The organism is Candidatus Obscuribacterales bacterium, assembly GCA_019744775.1.
In the GTDB taxonomy this organism is placed as follows: domain Bacteria; phylum Cyanobacteriota; class Vampirovibrionia; order Obscuribacterales; family Obscuribacteraceae; genus SBAT01.
The window spans coordinates 183,300-202,011 of record JAIETZ010000011.1 but is presented as its reverse complement, the minus strand read 5'-3'; the positions used below and the strand labels follow the sequence as shown (position 1 = coordinate 202,011).

Here is an 18,712-nt window from a genome sequence, read left to right as displayed (position 1 = left end):
GTGGTCGAAAGCGGCTTCCTGCTAAGAAGTTGTACGGTCAAAAGCTGTACCGAGGGTTCGAATCCCTCCCTCTCCGAATTTTTTACAACCTAGTCTCTTTGTAAGCAGGCGATATAGAGGAGTTCCTCGTCCCTGAAAGAGTTGACGTGGATAGCCAGTTCGCCCAACCAGCTTGTCAAGGTTTCTTTGTCTGGCAGAAGGTGGGGCACAATGTGTGGCTCATTTTCGTGTAACTGCTCCACGAATTTAGAACCAAGTGGGTGACTGATGACTATCACTCCTTCGGGCTTAAGTAAGGCAGCGGCCTTTTGAAGCGCTGCTTTCTGGTCAAAAATATTGCCGAAACAGGCATTGAAGAAAATTGCATCGAAATGAGGCAGGTTGGCAGGGAAGTCAATAATGTCCCCTTGAAAGTACTTGGCATGCCTGTAGCGTTCTTTGGCTGATTTCAGCATTTCGCTGCTCAAGTCGCAGCCGGTAATGTGTTCCTCTAATACACCAGCTTCTAAAAAGTGACCGAAGAGCACGCCCACGCCGCATCCGACGTCCAGAACCCATGACTGTCCGCTTAAGTTTGCCGTACCGACAATTTCTCTGGTGCGTTCTTGAATGTCTTTTGGAATTGGTTGGCAGAAGAAGTTGACTCGCTCATTGAAGTAGTCGCTTTGCATTGAGTCATGGGATTTTCTGTCGGCAGATGGTGTCATAGTATCTAAATAGCCTAAAATGTATACATTAGATCGTCAATCCGGAGTTATCTAGAGTGAGGCTTAAAACCCAAGGCTTAGCGGAGAAAAGTTCTGCCGGATCAATTTGGCTTTTAGTATTGGCGACAGCTTTGAGCTTGGTGCTTTGGAATGTCCCTGTTTTCAATTGGATTCTAGGACCGATTAGTGTCTTTGTAACCACGCTGCACGAATTGGGACATGCGATTGCCTGCCTTGCAACTGGTGGGCAAGTAAGCGGATTGACTATTGTTAGTGACAATCAGGGACATGGCGGCTTGACATTCTGCAGTGGTGGCATTCCTTTTATCTATACACAAGCAGGATATTTAGGGACGGCAGTTTTTGGCTGTATCTTTCTGTTGTTGGGACGCAGCGAATCGATGTCTCGCTTCATGCTCTTTATGTTGGGTTGTTTAATTGGACTGGCAAGTCTTTCCCTGATGCTGGGTACCATTTTTTCTGAAGGAAGAATTTTGGAAGGTGTGGGCAGCATTGTTTGGGGATTAGCACTGGCTGGTGGTCTTGTTTGGTGTGCTTTGAATTTGCGAGCACGGACTGCACATTTCTTGTTTTTCTTTCTGGCTTTTCAGACTGCACTTAATGCAGTGACTTCGGCAATGACACTTTTGACGACATCATTTGGCATTGATTCTTTCGGCAGCTGGTCGGATGCAACCACAATGCAAAAACTTACAATGATTCCAGCGCAGATGTGGGCGTTGGGATGGGCTGCAGCGTCAATTGTTATGGTCTTAGCAACTCTTTGGTGGATGTATGGCAGATCACCAAACAAAGAAATAATTTGATAAAGGAGTTCGAGCTTAATGAAGCTGGTGGAATGTGTTCCTAACTTTAGTGAAGGTAGGAATCAGAAAGTATTAGATGCAATCGCTGAAGCAATTCAGGGCGTTGATGGTGTCAGGCTATTGGATGTCGACCCAGGTGCGTCCACCAATCGCACGGTGATGACTTTTGTTGGCGGACCCGAATCTGTATTAGAGGCTGCCTATCAAGGAATTGCCAAAGCGCAGACATTGATTGATATGCGCCAACATCAAGGGGCGCATCCGCGAATTGGTGCAACCGATGTTTGTCCATTCATTCCTGTAAGCGGCGTATCAATGGACGACTGCATCGAGTTGGCTAACAAATTGGGATCGCGTGTAGGCAAGGACTTAGGGATTCCTGTTTATTTATATGCAGAGGCTGCAAAATCTGCTGATCGTCAAAACTTAGCTGATGTGCGCCGTGGCGAATATGAAGGATTGTCTGAACGTATGGGCAATGGATTCAAGCCTGATTATGGACCTTCTAATTTCAATGCCGCTGCCGGAGCTACTGTAATTGGCGCTAGACAATTCCTGATTGCCTACAATGTCAACTTGAACACTCGCTCGGTAAAATTGGCTAACGAAATTGCTTTTAGCATTCGTGAAGCAGGTCGCGCAAAAAGAGACGAAAACGGCAACATTGTAAAAAATGCCGACGGCAGCAATGTAATGGTGCCAGGTTCATTGGCGGCAGTGAAAGCTGTTGGTTGGTATATCGACGAGTATGAACAAGCTCAGGTTTCCATCAATTTAATTGATTATCGAGTAACAAGTCTGCATCAAGTTTTTGATGAGGTTGTTCAAGTTGCCGAAAAGTTGGGTGTGCGTGTAACAGGTTCGGAAATAGTTGGGTTGACGCCCTTGGCGCCAATATTAGCTGCAGGCAAATACTATTTGGAGAAGCAGGGCGTGTCTAGTGGCGTGCCTGAGTCGGTGCTTGTTGCAACTGCTGTTAAGTCGCTTGGGCTATCCGATATTAGCAAGTTTGACCCAAAAGAAAAGATAATTGAGTACAGGGTTGAACAAAGCGGAAAGCTTTTGCGAAATCTTTCGCTTGCTGATTTTGCTGATTCGATATCTCTCGATACGCCGGCTCCCGGTGGAGGCAGCGTCGCAGCATTAATGGGTGGACTGTCAGCCGGACTCACATCTATGGTGGCTAATCTAACCTTCGGCAAGAAAGGTTTTGAAAGTCAGCAAAATGCTATGAATGAAATAGCGGTTGCAGCTCAAACTATTAAGTCACGACTGATTAATTTAGTTGATGAAGATACTCAAGCATTCAATGCTTGCATGTCTGCTCGCCGTTTGCCAAAGGCAACGAATGAGCAAAAGGTAGAAAGAGAAAAGGCCATTGAGAGAGCCAACAAAAAAGCAACGCTTGTGCCTTATGCGGCAATGGAGAAAAGCATAGAAGCATTGGAGCTTGCCTTTATGGTCGCTGAAAACGGCAATCCAAATTCTCTGTCGGATGCCGGCGTGGCTATTGTCTCAGCTGGTGCCGCTGCAGAGGGCGCATACATGAATGTGCTCATTAATTTGCCTGGCATTGAGGACAAACAATTTTGCAAGGCTATAAGAGAAAATGCAGACGCGCTTATTAATCATGCAAGAGGCAAGGTAGACTCGGGTAGACAGGTTGTATTAGCCAAACTAGGCGGATAGGAACATATGTCAGAAGGTAATGGCGAGTATCTTCCCAATGAATGGGAAAACGAAGACTACTTAATGTCTTTGAGAAGGCTTGATCAAGCAGCTCATACTCTTAAGCTGGATGAAAGCCAATTGGCGCCTCTGCGCCAGCCGAAAAGGGCACTTTGTGTAACTGTGCCGACAAGAATGGACGATGGCTCGGTAAGAGTGCTTAACGGTTATCGTGTCCATTATGATCTTTCCTTGGGACCGGGCAAAGGCGGCATTCGTTACCATCAGGATTTGTCGCTTGGCGAAGTGGCGGCAATGGCTATGCTTATGACCTGGAAATGCGCGCTCATGAGTTTGCCTTTTGGTGGCGCACATGGTGGATTGAGAGTTGATCCAAAACAACTAAGCCGTCAGGAATTAGAACGTGTCACTAGGCGTTATACGTCTGAAATTTTGCAATTAATTGGTCCTTCAGAAGATATTCCAGGACCGGATTTAAATACCAATGAGCAAACTATGGCCTGGGTAATGGATACTTACAGTGTGAACCACGGCTTTACTATTCCTTCGATAGTAACAGGCAAGCCAAAATCTATCGGTGGTTCATTAGGACTTCTCAAATCAGTAGGTTATGGTGTCGGGTTTTGCGCTAAACGTGCTGCCAAAGAGTTTGAGCTTTCCGGCAATTCTCCCAAAGTAGTTATTCAAGGTCTTGGTCAGGTAGGTTCAGTTGTTGCGCGTAGTCTTTACGATGCCGGATTTACCGTCATCGCAGTTTCTGATGCACATGGCGGACTCTACAACGAAAAGGGTTTGGACGTGCCGGAATTGGAAAAACACTTGCGCAATTACGGCGAGGCAACCGGCTTCAAGGAAGCTCAGTCTGTAAGCAATCACGATTTGTTGGAAATTAAGTGCGATATTCTGGCGCCTTGTGCAGTTGCCAATCAAATTACTGCTGCAAATGCCGACAAAATAAACTGCAAAATTGTTGTTGAAGGAGCTAACGCGCCAACGACTCCACAGGCTGATGATATTCTTGCGGAAAAAGGAATAATTGTTTTGCCGGATATTATTGCCAATGCCTCCGGTGTAACCGTCGGCTATTTTGAATGGGTGCAAGGTCTCATTCGTTTGCTTTGGTCGGAAGAGGAAATCTATCACCGCTTAGATCAATTACTTGACCGGGCAATGGACAAAATATTTGCGGAAGCAAAACGCGGACCGTACACATTGCGCGTGGCGGCAATGAGATTGGCTCTCAATAGAATTGTTGAGGCGCGTACTTTGCGTGGTCTTTATCCGTGAGGAGCCGCAGGCTTTATAGGCGTCGGCATTTCCGGAGTGACTGCAATTAAGATATTGCCGTTAGTAGAGTCTCTCTGAATAGCAACCAGGGCTCTAGTTCCCGGATATCGTAAATATTGCACTTCGCCCATGCAGGCGCGATCAATGGCATTGCAAAAGGCATTGAATTCAATTTCTGTTTTATCACGTGTTGGCGGAATGGCTTTACCGATTGCCTCATAAGCAAAGGAAAACCCGTGAAGGCAGGCAAGCTTTTGACCGGCAGGGACATTATTACCCGGTTTTACTGCTAGAGACTGACCGACTATTTTCCCCTCGGTTACCGTTACTGTAACACCGGCGGCAAAACCAGGCGAAAGTTTCTTCTGCTGCATAGGTACATTCACTTCAAAGGTAAAGTGCTGTGTGCTTACTCCGGGCAATTGTGCCAAAGGCTTTAATGCATTGGTTGCTTTGGTAAATCTGTTTAAAAACGAACCGAAGTCCTCACCAAGCCTTGCTTCTGCTTTGGGAGCGCAAAGAGAAATCAGTAAAAGCAGCGCAGATACGGCTTTGGGGACAAAGGTTTTTGGTCGTCTAGTGGAGTTCAAAAAGGAGTTGTCTCCAATTTCAATGCATCATGTACTTCCATTGTACCTATATGTTTGTCGATGTCCTTCTCGCCCAAGACGCCGAACTCGGTGACGACACCGGCAATTTGCGAAAACGGTATCAATTCAAATTGTCTGTTCAAAACACGCACACCTTTGGGGCTGTCTACCCAAACTTCGCTGCCGGCGCGTTCGTGACGCTCAAATTCAAATACTTGCTCGCCCAGTACAAATTTTTCTGTACCGCAGAGGACATATAGCGGAATATTCAATTCCTTGCAAGCCAGAGAAAGTATCCACGAGCCGACTTTGTTGACTATACCTGGCTGTCCTACGCTGTCGGCACCCATGAAGGCGACCCGGCAACTGGGTAGAATTAGTCCCATGGCTGAATCAAATGTGTGCAGGACTTCTAGTCCGCCATCTGCAAGCATTGTGGCTAACTTGCGTCCTTCCATGCTTGGGCGTGACTCGGTACAGACGGCGCGGAAAAATTTGCCATCGGAGCGGGCATGCAGAAGGCTGCTGACGACCGTTGTGCTGAATGAATAAGCAAAGACCATTTCCCCTGGTGGGATGAGTTTGTAGACGTGATCGGCAATTTTGTCGGCACTTTTGCATAGGCGTGCATCAAATTCTTGGAGTGCCAGGTCGGAGGCTGCTTGTATCTCGTCCATGGAGTTGGCGCTATCAATTGCCAGAAGCACTTGGTTGCCCAGGTGGAATAAAGGAGCCATTGCCGGCTGGGCATTTACTATTGCCTTGGCAGCTGCGGCCATGTTTTCTTTGATTTTTGCCGGCGGCAAATCGCGGCTTTCCGTAAGTACTGTCTGAAATACTGTTATTGCCCTTAGCGCAATTTCAGCAGCGCCCGAGGTTAGATCGTTGGCAATAGGATCAATCAGTCCTTCAAGGTGAAGATGATGCGACATTTCTGGTCCTCAGGGGTCTAAGTGTCTCCAGTTTATAAGCTTTTCAACCCTTCTGTTTTAAAGCAATTTCCACTGCTTGTTCGTTATGCCGCTTCAGCATGCTGGTTTTGCCAGTATGGATAAGGTGAGACCAGGGCAGGGTTTCATCGACAGGGATATTGCGGAAGGCGTAATACTCTTCATCAGGCACGTTGCCTGCAAATTGTCTGAAAGCCTTGCGCCAGGCGCCTAATTTGCCGCCATTTTCTGCTACGGAAAGCATGACGGGAGTGAGCCTGCGGTCGCCACGGGCTAGTACAGCTTGGACATCGGACCAATTATGGCTTTCCGGGCGGACTTCTATTCCTATGCGACTTAAGGACTTACGCAGCAACTCTATCTTTTCGCCGGACTTTTTGTCGCGTCCCGACCACTGAAAAGGTGTTTGTGCTTTGGGCACAAATGAACTTACACCCAAAACAAAATGCATTTGTTTGTAGGTTTTTTTCAATTGACTCATCAAGCGAACGGTTTCATCAAGGTCTTCTTGCGTTTCACCAGGCAGGCCGGCAATGCTGTAGAATTTCATGTTTTTCAGTCCGCCTGCATGAATTAGTTGAACTGCTTTGAGTATCTCCTGTTCAGTTAGATTCTTTTTCATGATTGAACGAAGGCGTTCTGATCCCGATTCAATTGCAATAGTCACTGACTTTTGATGCAGCGTTTTTATCATTTTTACAATAAGCGGATTTAGACTGTCGGCGCGCACGGACGGAACCGAGATCCGAATTTCTTCTCTCTTCATGAGCTCCGAGGCTAATTTGTCAAATTCAGGATGTTCAGTAATGGACGGACCCAAAAGACCAATTTTCTTTGTGTGAGGCAAAGCCTGATCAATTGTGTTGACTATATTCTCCACGCTGGCGACGCGGAATGGACGAGTTAAATAGCTTGCTAAACAAAAGCGACATTCTTGCGGGCATGAGCGGACAACTTCAATGAGGAACGTATCACCAAATGTGGTATCAGGTGCAAGCATCAATGAATGCGCAATATAGTCCTCAGGTGCATTGTAAGTTTGCTTAATTGGTTCTGCAGGGACATTACCGATAGTGTTAATTGCACTTATTGGTCCTGTTTCGGTTGCTGTGTAAGCATAGAATTGTGGAACGTAGATACCGGGTGTGGCAGCAAGTGCTTCTAGTCTTTGTTTTCTGTTTTGAATGTGGGCAGTGTCCTTGAGAGCTTTGAGAAACGCAGGCACAGTAACTTCTGCGTCTCCTAAAAGAATCACATCGAATATTTCAGCAAATGGTTCCGGATTTGCGGTAAGCACTGGACCACCACCAAAGATAATTGGAGCGTCGTTGTCTCTTTGTTGAGATAAGCTTGCAATATTGCCTTTCTTGAGCATTTCTAGAACGTTGATGTAGTCCAGTTCCCATGAAAGTGTGAAGCCTATTAGTTGGGAATTAAGCCAACCTGATTCCTGGCAGTCCATGAAGACTCTTGATACGGAAGTATCCGGATCTTGCTCCAAAAGCCACCAGACAAGCTGGTAGCCCAAGCTGGACATACCTATTTCGTATGTATTAGGAAAGGCAAAGCTGATGGCCAAAGTCGTTTGCGACTTGGCTGGAGGTTTGAACAGTGCGACCTCGTGACCTAATGCCATATTTAATGCTCCAGCACTGCAGAGCCAGTGCTTTCGCTTGCTACTCGCATCCTGCGTTCGCTACACTGTGCATTGCTCCTCGCAACGCTTGTTTCGCTTTTCGTAGGGGCGCATTGCATGCGCCCGTTCACTTAATTGTAGCAACTGGCTGGCTGATATTTATTTTCTGAGCGACTAGCGACCTAGGTGTCTTTGCCAGTCAGAGCCCAGTGAATCAAAAAATTGGTGTGCCGCCAGCACGTCGTCGTAGGTAATTGCCGGCATTTTTTCAAACTTTTGAGTGTCCTTCTTGGTCCACTCGGAGACTTTAGTCTTCTTAGCCTGGGCTTTTTTGTTATTGGTGCCGACTATGGCTACGCCAAGTGGTCGTGAGCACTGTAGGCAGCAAACACGCACTACCATGATGCCCGGCTCTTCTCTTAAGAGCTGGACGCCATCAGCCGCAAACGGTTGATAACAATATCGGCATGATTGACGCTGAAAGTATTCCTGAATGGCCTGGAAGCTGCTTCCCTGCGATTGGCTCATTTTGGAACCGGTCATTTCTAGGCGATGGCGCGAAGGACTGTGTTTGCGGTACTAATTTTGCTTAACTGTCGGGCCGTATTGCCTTGTTTGTGAGAGCATCAACATCGGCGACCTAACAGGAAGGATTATACCTAAACTGGAGTTAATGAGCGCACTTTTTTAAAGCAAAAAAGTGCAAGAAGGAGAAGAGTTCAGATGGCACATATTGAAGAGATATCCTCCATAGAAATTTTGGATTCCAGAGGCAATCCTACAGTCGAAGTAGAAGTGGTGCTCGACGATGGTGCGCGAGCGTCAGCAGCTGTGCCGTCCGGGGCTTCGACGGGAACCTTTGAAGCAGCTGAATTGCGTGATGAGGACAAAAAGCGTTATCTCGGAAAAGGTGTCAAAAACGCCGTTACAAACGTCAATGAAAAAATTGCTGAGCATCTATTTGGTATCAATGCACTCGATCAAAGTGGCGTAGACAGCGAAATTATCAGACTTGATGGCACTGAAAATAAGTCCAACTTAGGTGCCAATGCAATGCTTGGAGTTTCTCTGGCTGTGGCTAAGGCTGCTGCAAACTCAGTCGGGCTGCCGCTTTTCCGCTATGTTGGTGGCATTAGCGCAAACATTTTGCCGGTGCCGTTAATGAATATATTGAATGGTGGCAAACACGCTGAAGATGGTGTCGACTTCCAGGAGTTTATGATCGCACCACTTGGTGCACCAACTTTTGCCGATGCTTTGCGCTGGGGTGCTGAGACATATCATTGCTTGAAGAAGGTCTTGCATGAGCGTGGTTTGTCTGTTGGTGTCGGTGATGAAGGTGGCTTTGCGCCTACGTTGAAGACGAATGAAGATGCATTGGAATTGATCATCGAAGCCATACAAAAAGCTGGCTTCAAGCCGGGAGAAGATATCTCTTTGGCCCTCGATCCGGCCTCCAGTGAGTTCTTTAGTGGTGGCAAATACGTTTTAGCTAAGGAAAATCGGACGCTTTCCAAAGAAGAAATGGTTGAGTACTACGCCAAGTTGGTAGACCGCTATCCAATCATTAGTATCGAGGATGGTGTCGCTGAAGAAGACTGGGATGCCTGGAAGATGATGACCGAGTGTCTCGGCAAGCGCATTCAATTGGTGGGCGACGATCTATTTGTCACCAACACCAAGCGACTTAAGCGTGGTATCGATCTTGGTGTCGCCAATGCAATCCTAATTAAGCCAAACCAAATCGGCACTTTGACCGAGACAATGGATGCCGTCAACATGGGTTATCGCCATGGTTATGCATCAGTTATGAGTCACCGCTCTGGTGAAACCGAAGATGCCACCATTGCTGACTTGGCTGTAGCCACCGGTTGCGGACAAATCAAAACTGGTGCCCCATGTCGTTCGGAACGTACTGCTAAATACAACCAATTGTTGCGCATAGAAAGAATGCTGGGTGATGCGGCACACTACGCCGGACGCGAAGCGTTTGCTCAATTCCGCAGCAAAGAAAAAGACCGCGTTACAGCTAAATAGGACAAAGAAGCGAAGCAAGAGCGGCGGTAGTGAAGTAGCGACATTGGAGCTACGGAGCGGACTTAAAAAGTAACGGTCGCCGGTGAGCGCTCACCGGATGCTGGATAGCAGACAAGGAGACGACCCTGTGGGTCGTCGGGGCCACCGCACTAGCAGCGCCGCAGTATATATTAGTTATTTGCCATTGCTTTGCCTGTAGACGACAAGTCCTCAGGCTGAGTAATGCGCGACAAAATCGACTCGGTGCGATATCTCCCGATATATACACCATCCATATATTGGTCTACTTCGCTTTGTGCCACCATGGTGGCGTCATCGATTTGCGTGAAAACATCCTGCGAGCGTGCTGCCCAGGATGAGTTGCCGTCGCCTGAGTAGACATTGGTGCGATCCAATTTGGCTTCGCTTTCGTTGAATTTTTGAACAGATGTTTGGGTTTCATTCCAGCCGGGCTGTACCCATTGCGCAATTAGTCTGCCGTTTGTATTTTTTACAAAGCGGATAACAGAGGTTAGTTTGTGTCCTGGCGGCACGATATTGATTTGCGAATCAATGACTGTACTCTGACAGCGCCAGAGTCCTTCATATGTAGATGGAAAAGAAGATGGCTGCAATTGCTGGGCACCATCGGTGGTGCTGGCAGCAGCTCGGTCTTTCTTTAGATAACCGTGCAAAAATCGAGCGCTGGCATCCGGAGCTATCGAAACCGCTAGGGTTAAGAGCAATGCTATTGATGCTAGTTTCCGCGTTGATGCCATAGATACCGTCCTGGGGATTCCCTTGTGGAGGCTTACCCTCTGTAAGTGATCTGTACCCTTGGAAACGGAGTTGCTATCTGGGTTTTTAAGGAAGCGCTAATGATTTAACATTTGTCAGGGGCAAGGTACTTTTCTCTTATTGACTTCACGGCTGTGGTTTCACAGCAAACTGCTTCTAGTCAGGCTTTTGTAAACAATCGTATGTATTATTTTGGGGTAGTTGGATATCGCTGGCATTGCGAGGCGCGCGTCGCGTATAATCTCTTGGAAACAAAGGTGAACGCAAGTGCCTGGCTGGTTTTCCTAAGCCTGCTAACATGGGCACTTATTTCAAATGTATTGTCAGCAGTTGAGGTTTCAAAGTGAGTAATAAGACTATGGCTAAGTGCGAAGTCAAAGACTTGAATTTGGCTGAACAAGGGCAAACGCGTATTGAGTGGGCAGAGCGCGACATGCCGGTTCTTCGTTTAATTCGGGATCGTTTCGCCAAAGAACAACCGTTTAAGGGCTTGAAAGTATCCGTTTGTGCGCACGTCACAACCGAGACCGCAAATCTTGCCCTAACATTGAAAGCCGGTGGAGCTGATGCGTTGCTTATCGCTTCCAATCCGTTGTCTACTCAAGACGATGTGGCTGCGGCTCTCGTTTCTAAACACGACATGGCCGTCTATGCAATTAAAGGCGAAGACATCCCGACATATCACCGCCATGTGCAAATTGCTCTAGATCACAAACCGAATTTCATCATTGATGATGGTTCTGATTTGGTAGCGACTCTTGTACTCGAGCGCCCTGATCAGGTGAAGGACATTCTTGGCTCTACAGAAGAAACTACAACTGGTATCACTCGTTTAGAGTCGATGCAGCGTGACGGAGCATTGCCTTTCCCGGCAATTGCTGTAAACAACGCACAAACAAAACACTTGTTCGACAATCGTTACGGCACGGGTCAATCAACTCTCGATGGTGTTATTCGTGCCACCAATAGATTGATTGCCGGACGTAATTTGGTTGTTCTCGGTTATGGATGGTGCGGTAAGGGCACGGCAATGCGTGGACGTGGTCTTGGCGCCAACGTGATCATCACCGAAGTAAATCCAATTCGTGCAGTAGAAGCTGTAATGGATGGATTCCGTGTAATGCCGATTGACGAAGCTGCTGAAATTGGCGACATCTTCATCACCGTAACAGGCAACCGTCACGTAATTGACGGCAAGCACTTCGAGAAGATGCGTGATGGTGCTATCGTTGCCAACTCCGGTCACTTTGACTTGGAATTGAACTTGCAGGCTCTGGAAAAGAACTGCAAGTCGCATAGACCAGTCAGAGAATTCATGGAAGAGTTCACATTGAAAAATGGAAACAAGATCTATGTTTTGGCCGAAGGTAGATTGGTCAACCTCTCGTGCGCTGAAGGTCACCCGGCATCCGTTATGGACATGAGCTTTGCCAACCAAGCACTTTCGCTAGAATACTTGGTAAAAAATAAAGGCAAGCTTAAGGCTGGTCTGCACGTATTGCCGGAAGCCGTCGATACGGAAATTGCCGCACTTAAGCTCAACTCCATGGGCGTGAAGATCGACTCGCTTACCAAAGAGATGGTCGAATACATGGGCTCCTGGAAGGTTGGGACGTAAGGTTCAACTTACCGAATCCAAAACCACATTGCCGGAAATAGAAGAGGGCTGCGTGAGCAGCCCTCTGTGTACGAAGTCTTTTTCGGAATGTAATTGTCTAACCTAGCTAATCTTTTGGAACATGTACCCAATACCTCGGGCAGTAAGAATCAAATCAGGATTGGACGAATCCTCTTCCAGCTTCGAACGCAGACGGCTTATGTGTACATCGACAACGCGGGTGTCGATGCGGTGATCCGGAGGATAGGCCCAGACTTGCTGCAGAATTTCACTGCGTGAGAATGGCTTACCGGAATTGGTCACCAGAAGTTCCAACAAGCTGAATTCCATACCTGTTAAACGGATGCGCTCATTTTTGCGTGTGACTTGACGCTTGTTCAAATCAATTTTGAGATTACCAATAGTGATTACATTGGTGCTCTTTGTTTGACCTGTTTCTTGTTGGCGCTCAACGGTGCGTCTCAAAACGGCTTTGATGCGCGCTTCCAATTCGCTCGGGCTAAATGGTTTGACGACATAGTCATCTGCACCAATTTCCAAACCTTGAATGCGGTTGGACACATCGGCAACAGCGGTCAACATGATGATTGGTGTGTCTGATGTCTTGCGTATTTCACGGCAGACTTCGTAGCCATCAACTTTCGGAAGCATTACATCCAAAATTACCAAATCTGGTTGGAAGGCGTTGAACTGCTCTAAAGCTTCTTGTCCATCGGCAGCTGTTGCTACGTTGTAGCCGCCCATTTTGAGGCGTGTCTCGAGGATGCGGCGAATTGAAGCCTCATCGTCGACGACCAGAATTTTTTCGGCGCCGGAATTTGTGTCACCCACAGTATCTATCTCTTTCTCACTTAAGGTCATATTCATGCAATTTCTCACTTGAAGATTGGCGGATTCAGATTGCTCTGAGTCTTCTAAATCATAATCAAAGAGACTATAGCATGCCAGCCCATGACATGTCCTCAAAGTTCACAAAAGAAGCGCAATTTGGAGGTCAGGAGGTCTGAAAACGGCAAGCTTTTTGAGCCGCGCCATCCTTTTATCAGGGACAGTAGGCAAGTGTCGATTCTCCATAAGGGCAAAGGACCACAGAATCGAATAGCCAAGGGATATTGGCATGGTTGGCGGTTTTCCAGGAGTTAATTGTCAAGCGCTTTAAGTTGCTTAGTTCGTAGGATTGAATTCTTACCTATATATAATGTAGTGGAAAGGCCGGCGGTAAAAGCTGAACGGTTGGGTTGTTGAGTTACGACGGGATAACGGTAGCCTGCCAAGCGTGTTTTAGACATCGTTGTGGTGTCGGATAAATGTGCATGACTCCACCAGTGGTGGCATGTCGTTTTCAATATTCAGATAAATAGTTACCGATATTACATATGGTGGCACTCTGCACAGAGACAGGCACCTTATGTGGTGGCGCTTTGCGGGCATGCCACCACTGCGGTTCCAAGTTTTTTTCAAAACTAACCAGAATGATTGACAATGAGCAAAAGTTTATTCATACTGTCACCCACATATGGTTAATGCATATCTTGTATAGCTATCTGATAAAGATCAAATATAAGAACGTCGATCATATAAATAACTACGAATGGTCTTACTAATCGCAAGTTCGGCGTCAACACAAACAGTCAATTAGTCCCTTCCATATAAGTGAAGCAAGACGAAAGACTAGAAGAGAGGAAGAAAATGAATAAGCCAAGGTTGTGCCTAGCCCTGAGTGTCTCACTTGCACTTTTGCAGGCTAGCGTCATGCCGGTGCTATCCGAACCAGCGTCGCCAGCTATCTGGCAGAAGTTGGCCGGTGTATCCAAGCCGGTGGCAAAATCGGCAGCCAAAACAACGAAAGTTGCCGGCGCGCAAACTAAGCGTCCAGTCGCCGCCAAGGCGGCCGGCAATAATGGACTTGGTTTGTATACAGCGTATGGTCTGGCTTCTGGATTTTCCGACAGCCAAGTGATGCTTTTCTTCGGTAAAGGCAAAGACGCCGCTTCGCAGATGCCTGCAGCAGCTTTGACCATTCACCCGACATTGCCGGCAGTTGCAGAAGACCATGTAGCGTCTGCCGCATCAACGGTTGTTGAAAAGCCAACACTTCTAGCAATGGGTGAACCGGTCGGTGGAACGCAAGTGACGGCAGATGCCGGTTCGACCGTATCGGTTACCCCATCTGAGCCAACTCCAATTGTAGATGCTCCAAAGCCTGCTGAACCTGAAATGGCTAAAGAAGTTCTTGCGGCGAAATCGGAATCAAGCGATAAATTGCAAATTGCTCAGCTTGCTCCTGATCAAATAATTGCTCAAGGTGACAACAGCGGAACATTGTCTACACCAATTCCACCGGTTGTATCCGGAGCTGTTGAACTCGAAGAGTTTAAGCCGAGCAACGTGATTGAACTAAAGGTCAATCAATCCCGTACTTTCAAGTTGCGCAATAAGATTGTTCGTACATCTATAAGCGAACCATCTATTGCTGAACCGGTTGTAGTAGCTGAAAACCAAATGGTTCTCCTTGGTAAAGCACCTGGTGGTGCCACCATGGTGGTTTGGGATGATGCGGGTAATTCTGCTGCCATTGATATTAAGGTTAGCCGTGACTACTCCGCACTGCAGTCGACAATCCGGGAAATTGATCCCCGTATTATCGTGAAACCTTTCAGTGTCGGCGGTGGCGACAGGGTTCTTCTTGTCGGTGATGTTGATCACCCGGAATCTGTTTTGCGAGCATTCAGTGCGGCAAACGTATTTATGGATGATCGCGGGATGAGCATTCTTGCCGCGAACAGCCGTTTAATCAACGCTCGTATCGGTGAGCAATCGCAATCCGGTGGCGCCGGCGGTGGTGGCGGCGGCGGTGGCGGTGGCGGCGGTGGCGGTGGTGCCGGCGGAACGCTTTCGCAAATTTCTCAGGTAGATAAGTACACGTTCTTCTCTAACCTGAACAACAACGTTGGTAAAGCTCAGGTCATTGTTTCTGAAGCTGCCCGTGTGACGAGCTTGATTCGTGTCAGAAAGACACCACTCATCGTGTTGCACGTGACCTTCATGGAAATGAACTCGGTAGCGGTAAGAGAACTTGGTCTCCAGCTAGGTTTGAACTTCACCAATAACACCTTCGCCTTCGGTTTAGGCGGCGGCGGCACGGCGAACCAGTCAGTTTTGAGTACTTTGCCTGGATTGAACGGAAGTAACCCCGGTGGTTATGGTTTCGATCAAAACGCCACGCAGACGACTCTCAACGGTACGTTCACAGCGCCAAACCGCATTGTGTTCCCGTTAGGATTCGGCAACCCTGTAAGACGAATTGCTGATGCTGCCGGTACCCCGGTTTTTCCAACCACGCTGGCACCATCACAAGATACTAACTGGGTATCGCAAATCTTGGGCTTCCTACAACAGATGCCTAACAAGTTGCCTGGTTACGGTGCTGTGACTTCTCCAGTCAGATTCCTGAATGGTGCCGTTATCAACCCGGATGGCAGCATGACCAACGCTCTGACCACAAGCCCTGTCGGTCAAGGTGTAATGGCACTTGCTCCAAACGCTCTCTTGCAAGCTTCGTCCTTGTTCGGTAGCGCTCCTGGTGCCGGTACATTCTCGCCAACCGGATTGGCCAACTTATTTACGTCCACTTCCAACTTTGCTAGTGGAAATCTGGGTCGCTGGTCAATCAACCCGACAGTGCAAGGTATCATCACTCAAAGACGTGCGCGTGTGCTCGCTGAGCCGACACTGGTAACAATATCCGGTGAGCGTGCAGCCTTCCTTGCCGGTGGTGAAATCCCAATATTGCAATCTATCGCTACAGCCGGTACTGCTCAGCAGTCGATCAGCTTTGAACCATTCGGTTTGAGACTGAATATCATTCCGGTACTTCTGGAAACAGGAGCGATAAATCTGCAGGTATCACCTGAAGAGAGATTGCTCGACCAAGCTAACGGTTTGAACTTGTTAGGTCTTGGCACATCTACAATCCCAGCCTTTATCGTCAGAAAAACGCAGACGATTGTAGAAATGAAGCCGGGACAAGAGCTCTACATATCAGGTTTGGTATCAGCCAACAGTTCGCGTGAGTTGAACAAGACTCCTATCTTGGGTGAAATACCAGTCTTAGGCGCTCTGTACAAGTCCAAAGCCTTCAACAAGAACGAAAGTGAACTTGTTGTGGCGGTACGTCCGGAAGTCATCGTTCCTGGAACACCAGGTCAGCTGAAACTGCCGGAGGAGATAAGCAGAACCGAAGCACCGCGTGATACGAACATCCTCCAAGTCGAACCGACTATTGTTGATGAGCGTTACATGACCTCCGGTCGCGCTGAACGTCCACAAAGAGTTCCTGGAATTCAGCCAGGTGCAGCACCTATCCCTGATAACTTCTAAGGTTGATCAAGGTGTAATAAAACGAAGAGGGCGGGATATAAGTCCCGCCCTCTTTTCTTGAGGGGCTGGGTGGCAGACGTGACAGGTTCTAAAAAGAGAATTATCGTAATTGGTGGTGGCTTTGCCGGTGTAAAATGCGCCAAAAAATTGCGCCAACTACTTCACAAAGATGAATGTGAAATAGTTCTCTTTGCTAGTGAAAACCATATGGTTTTTCATCCGTTGTTGGCCGAGGTTGCCTCTGCCACGATTAATCCTAAGGACATGGCCGCTCCCTTACGCTTGCTTTTACCACATACGCAAATTCGCATGGAGGAAGTAAACGAATTAAGGCTTGCCTCCAACGAAGTTGTTTATGAAGATCTCCATGGCGGTAGTGGCGCAATCAAATACGATCAGTTGGTAATTGCTTGCGGCACGGCTTCTAATCTGTCCGTAATTCCGGGTATGCCCGACCATGCATTCCCAATGAAAACAGTTGGAGATGCGCTGGCTCTGCAATATCACGTTATTAATCAAATGGAGTGCGCTGAAACTTGTTCAAGCGCTGATGAGAAAAAGCGTTTGCTGACCGTTGTTGTCGTCGGTGGTGGCTTTAGCGGTGTAGAGGTTGCCGGTGAAATATATGATTTCATGACGCGCAGTGCTCGCTATTACGCAAATTTTTCGGAGTCAGAAATAAATGTCACGTTAGTGCATTCCAGAGGGCAGATTCTGCCTGAGGTCGGCGCATCTTTGCGCGAATTTGCCAAAAATAAAATGGAACTCAACGGTATTAAATTCGTTTTGAATTCAGGTGCTTCTTATTGCACCAAAGACGGAGTCGGATTGAAGGACGGGCAATTTGTAGAGGCGGGCACTGTCATTTGCACAATAGGCACCCGTCCAGCCGCCTTGGTAGACAAGCTGGATGTTGTGAAAGAACATGGGCGCATTGCAGTGAATGCCGATATGAGCGTGCCGGACTTTGAAAATGTCTGGGCAATTGGTGATTGTGCTGCTGTGCCAAATGCTCTTGATGGACAATTGTCTCCCACGACAGCTCAATTTGCCGAGCGTCAGGGAGCTCAATTGGCAAAAAACATTAGAGCTAGACTAAGTGGGCGGCAAACAAAGCCATTTCATCACAAATCGCTTGGCACATTATGCTCAATTGGCGGTAAAAGTGCTGTTGCTGAAGTATTAGGTGTCAAACTTTCAGGCACTCTTGCCTGGATGACGTGGCGTGCCACGTATCTCATTAAGCTGCCGTCTTTTGTTCAACAACTGGCAGTTCTTTTGACTTGGACTTTAGGATTTCTATTTCCTCCGGCGCTGACAGGCCCGCGAATAGATCGAACACGCAATGTCGGCAGCGCTTATTTCAAAGCCGGAGACTGGATATTTAAAGAAGGTGAGCCGGCGTCTGAATTCTACGCAATTCAAGATGGCGAGGTTGAAATCATAAAGAAGACCGACGGCGAGGAAAACGTCGTAGCGGTTCTTGGTAAGGATGATTTTTTTGGAGAAGGTGCCCTTGTAGATAGAAGAAATCGGCGCAATTCCTGTCGCGCTCGAACTGATTTGCAGCTTTTAGTTCTAGGACGTGACGTGTTTGCCCAGGTTTCAAAAAGCCTTGCTCCACTACGCAAAGCTGTTGCTTTAGCAATACAGCAGCGCCAGGGTGCCTGGGAAGAAAAGAATGAAGTGCAGAAGATCCTGGCAACCATGAAGTTGTCCGACCTTATACGACCAATTCCGGCCACTATTTCCGAATCCAATACTTTGGACAAAGTCTTAAGTCTGATGGACAGCTATGCGGCAAGTGTTCTCTATGTCATTGATGAAAGTGAGAAGCTGGTTGGGGTGATAACCAATACCGATTTATTAAATGCTGTTGAGTCTAATCTTGGTAAGTCTATAGATGTGCGGAAGCTAGAGGCTAAGACGTATATGATCACTCAGCCCATTTGCGCGGCACAATCGGATGATACAACCATGGTGGCAATGACCATGTACGACCATGATTTTAAGCGGCTACCGATTGTTGATAGTTATCAATCAAAAAAACTTATAGGGTTTGTCAGAGCTGAGGATATTTTGTCTTGCGTGACGGAAAAACTCATATCCCCTAATCTCGAAGAATTTCAAAAATAAGCGTATTATTATAGGAATCTTCGCTATCGTCATGCCGCTATATCGATGATATATGCCTGCTTGGAGCGGAGCATTTGA

14 protein-coding genes are annotated in these 18,712 nt (G+C 47.5%); 7 read left to right on the top strand and 7 right to left on the bottom strand.

Annotated features, from left to right (window positions below; translation table 11 throughout):
- Positions 1-89: 89 nt before the first annotated feature.
- Positions 90-707, bottom strand: a complete 618-nt coding sequence (locus tag K2Y22_16725) for a class I SAM-dependent methyltransferase (protein MBX9880105.1) — start codon at positions 705-707, stop codon at positions 90-92.
- Between the two features lie 56 nt (positions 708-763).
- Here K2Y22_16725 and K2Y22_16720 point away from each other — a divergent pair, with 56 nt between their 5' ends.
- From K2Y22_16720 to K2Y22_16710, 3 genes are read left to right on the top strand one after another with little or no spacing between them, the layout of a single operon-like run.
- Positions 764-1,534, top strand: a complete 771-nt coding sequence (locus tag K2Y22_16720; GenBank protein MBX9880104.1) for a M50 family metallopeptidase — start codon at positions 764-766, stop codon at positions 1,532-1,534.
- A gap of 18 nt (positions 1,535-1,552) precedes the next feature.
- Positions 1,553-3,223, top strand: coding sequence for a glutamate formimidoyltransferase (gene ftcD / locus K2Y22_16715; GenBank protein MBX9880103.1), 1,671 nt, complete (start codon positions 1,553-1,555; stop codon positions 3,221-3,223).
- A 6-nt stretch (positions 3,224-3,229) separates the two neighbouring features.
- Positions 3,230-4,510, top strand: coding sequence for a Glu/Leu/Phe/Val dehydrogenase (locus K2Y22_16710; GenBank protein MBX9880102.1), 1,281 nt, complete (start codon positions 3,230-3,232; stop codon positions 4,508-4,510).
- Here K2Y22_16710 and K2Y22_16705 read toward each other — a convergent pair.
- The 4 genes from K2Y22_16705 to K2Y22_16690 form a co-directional block, all read right to left on the bottom strand.
- On the bottom strand, positions 4,501-5,100 hold the full coding sequence (locus K2Y22_16705) for a hypothetical protein (GenBank protein MBX9880101.1): 600 nt from the start codon (positions 5,098-5,100) through the stop codon (positions 4,501-4,503). The two genes, K2Y22_16710 and K2Y22_16705, sit on opposite strands and share 10 nt — an antisense overlap.
- Positions 5,097-6,032: a hypothetical protein gene (locus tag K2Y22_16700; GenBank protein MBX9880100.1), complete on the bottom strand. Its 936-nt coding sequence runs from the start codon at positions 6,030-6,032 to the stop codon at positions 5,097-5,099. Before K2Y22_16700 ends, K2Y22_16705 begins: the two co-directional genes overlap by 4 nt.
- Before the next feature lie 43 nt (positions 6,033-6,075).
- Positions 6,076-7,686 (bottom strand): B12-binding domain-containing radical SAM protein, encoded by a 1,611-nt coding sequence (locus K2Y22_16695; GenBank protein MBX9880099.1) that lies wholly within the window; start codon positions 7,684-7,686, stop codon positions 6,076-6,078.
- A 174-nt stretch (positions 7,687-7,860) separates the two neighbouring features.
- On the bottom strand, positions 7,861-8,214 hold the full coding sequence (locus tag K2Y22_16690) for a hypothetical protein (protein ID MBX9880098.1): 354 nt from the start codon (positions 8,212-8,214) through the stop codon (positions 7,861-7,863).
- Between the two features lie 195 nt (positions 8,215-8,409).
- On the opposite strand from K2Y22_16690, the gene eno reads away from it, so the two are divergent.
- Entirely contained in the window at positions 8,410-9,723 is a 1,314-nt protein-coding gene (gene eno, locus K2Y22_16685; protein ID MBX9880097.1) for a phosphopyruvate hydratase, read from the top strand.
- A gap of 170 nt (positions 9,724-9,893) precedes the next feature.
- On the opposite strand, the gene K2Y22_16680 is transcribed toward eno, so the two are convergent.
- Positions 9,894-10,481 (bottom strand): hypothetical protein, encoded by a 588-nt coding sequence (locus K2Y22_16680; protein ID MBX9880096.1) that lies wholly within the window; start codon positions 10,479-10,481, stop codon positions 9,894-9,896.
- 362 nt (positions 10,482-10,843) lie between these two features.
- On the opposite strand from K2Y22_16680, the gene ahcY reads away from it, so the two are divergent.
- Positions 10,844-12,118 carry an adenosylhomocysteinase gene (ahcY, locus tag K2Y22_16675; GenBank protein ID MBX9880095.1) on the top strand — a complete coding sequence of 425 codons (1,275 nt, stop codon included), beginning with the start codon at positions 10,844-10,846 and terminating at the stop codon, positions 12,116-12,118.
- A 102-nt stretch (positions 12,119-12,220) separates the two neighbouring features.
- On the opposite strand, the gene K2Y22_16670 is transcribed toward ahcY, so the two are convergent.
- On the bottom strand, positions 12,221-12,979 hold the full coding sequence (locus K2Y22_16670; protein ID MBX9880094.1) for a response regulator transcription factor: 759 nt from the start codon (positions 12,977-12,979) through the stop codon (positions 12,221-12,223).
- Positions 12,980-13,807: 828 nt separating this feature from the next.
- Here K2Y22_16670 and K2Y22_16665 point away from each other — a divergent pair.
- Both K2Y22_16665 and K2Y22_16660 read left to right on the top strand, forming a co-directional pair.
- Positions 13,808-16,498 (top strand): pilus assembly protein N-terminal domain-containing protein, encoded by a 2,691-nt coding sequence (locus K2Y22_16665; GenBank protein MBX9880093.1) that lies wholly within the window; start codon positions 13,808-13,810, stop codon positions 16,496-16,498.
- Positions 16,499-16,567: 69 nt separating this feature from the next.
- The gene (locus K2Y22_16660) at positions 16,568-18,634 is read left to right on the top strand and encodes an FAD-dependent oxidoreductase (protein ID MBX9880092.1); all 2,067 of its coding nucleotides are present in this window, start codon (positions 16,568-16,570) and stop codon (positions 18,632-18,634) included.
- Positions 18,635-18,712 lie beyond the last annotated feature (78 nt).

What these genes read in the sequence shown, in the direction of transcription:
- K2Y22_16710 (MBX9880102.1), top strand. Translation starts at nt 3,230, where the DNA reads ATGTCAGAAGGTAATGGCGAGTATCTTCCCAATGAATGGGAAAACGAA.
- K2Y22_16680 (MBX9880096.1), bottom strand. Translation starts at nt 10,481, where the DNA reads ATGGCATCAACGCGGAAACTAGCATCAATAGCATTGCTCTTAACCCTA.
- K2Y22_16725 (MBX9880105.1), bottom strand. Translation starts at nt 707, where the DNA reads ATGACACCATCTGCCGACAGAAAATCCCATGACTCAATGCAAAGCGAC.
- eno (MBX9880097.1), top strand. Translation starts at nt 8,410, where the DNA reads ATGGCACATATTGAAGAGATATCCTCCATAGAAATTTTGGATTCCAGA.
- K2Y22_16700 (MBX9880100.1), bottom strand. Translation starts at nt 6,032, where the DNA reads ATGTCGCATCATCTTCACCTTGAAGGACTGATTGATCCTATTGCCAAC.
- K2Y22_16665 (MBX9880093.1), top strand. Translation starts at nt 13,808, where the DNA reads ATGAATAAGCCAAGGTTGTGCCTAGCCCTGAGTGTCTCACTTGCACTT.
- ftcD (MBX9880103.1), top strand. Translation starts at nt 1,553, where the DNA reads ATGAAGCTGGTGGAATGTGTTCCTAACTTTAGTGAAGGTAGGAATCAG.
- K2Y22_16695 (MBX9880099.1), bottom strand. Translation starts at nt 7,686, where the DNA reads ATGGCATTAGGTCACGAGGTCGCACTGTTCAAACCTCCAGCCAAGTCG.
- K2Y22_16670 (MBX9880094.1), bottom strand. Translation starts at nt 12,979, where the DNA reads ATGACCTTAAGTGAGAAAGAGATAGATACTGTGGGTGACACAAATTCC.
- K2Y22_16690 (MBX9880098.1), bottom strand. Translation starts at nt 8,214, where the DNA reads ATGAGCCAATCGCAGGGAAGCAGCTTCCAGGCCATTCAGGAATACTTT.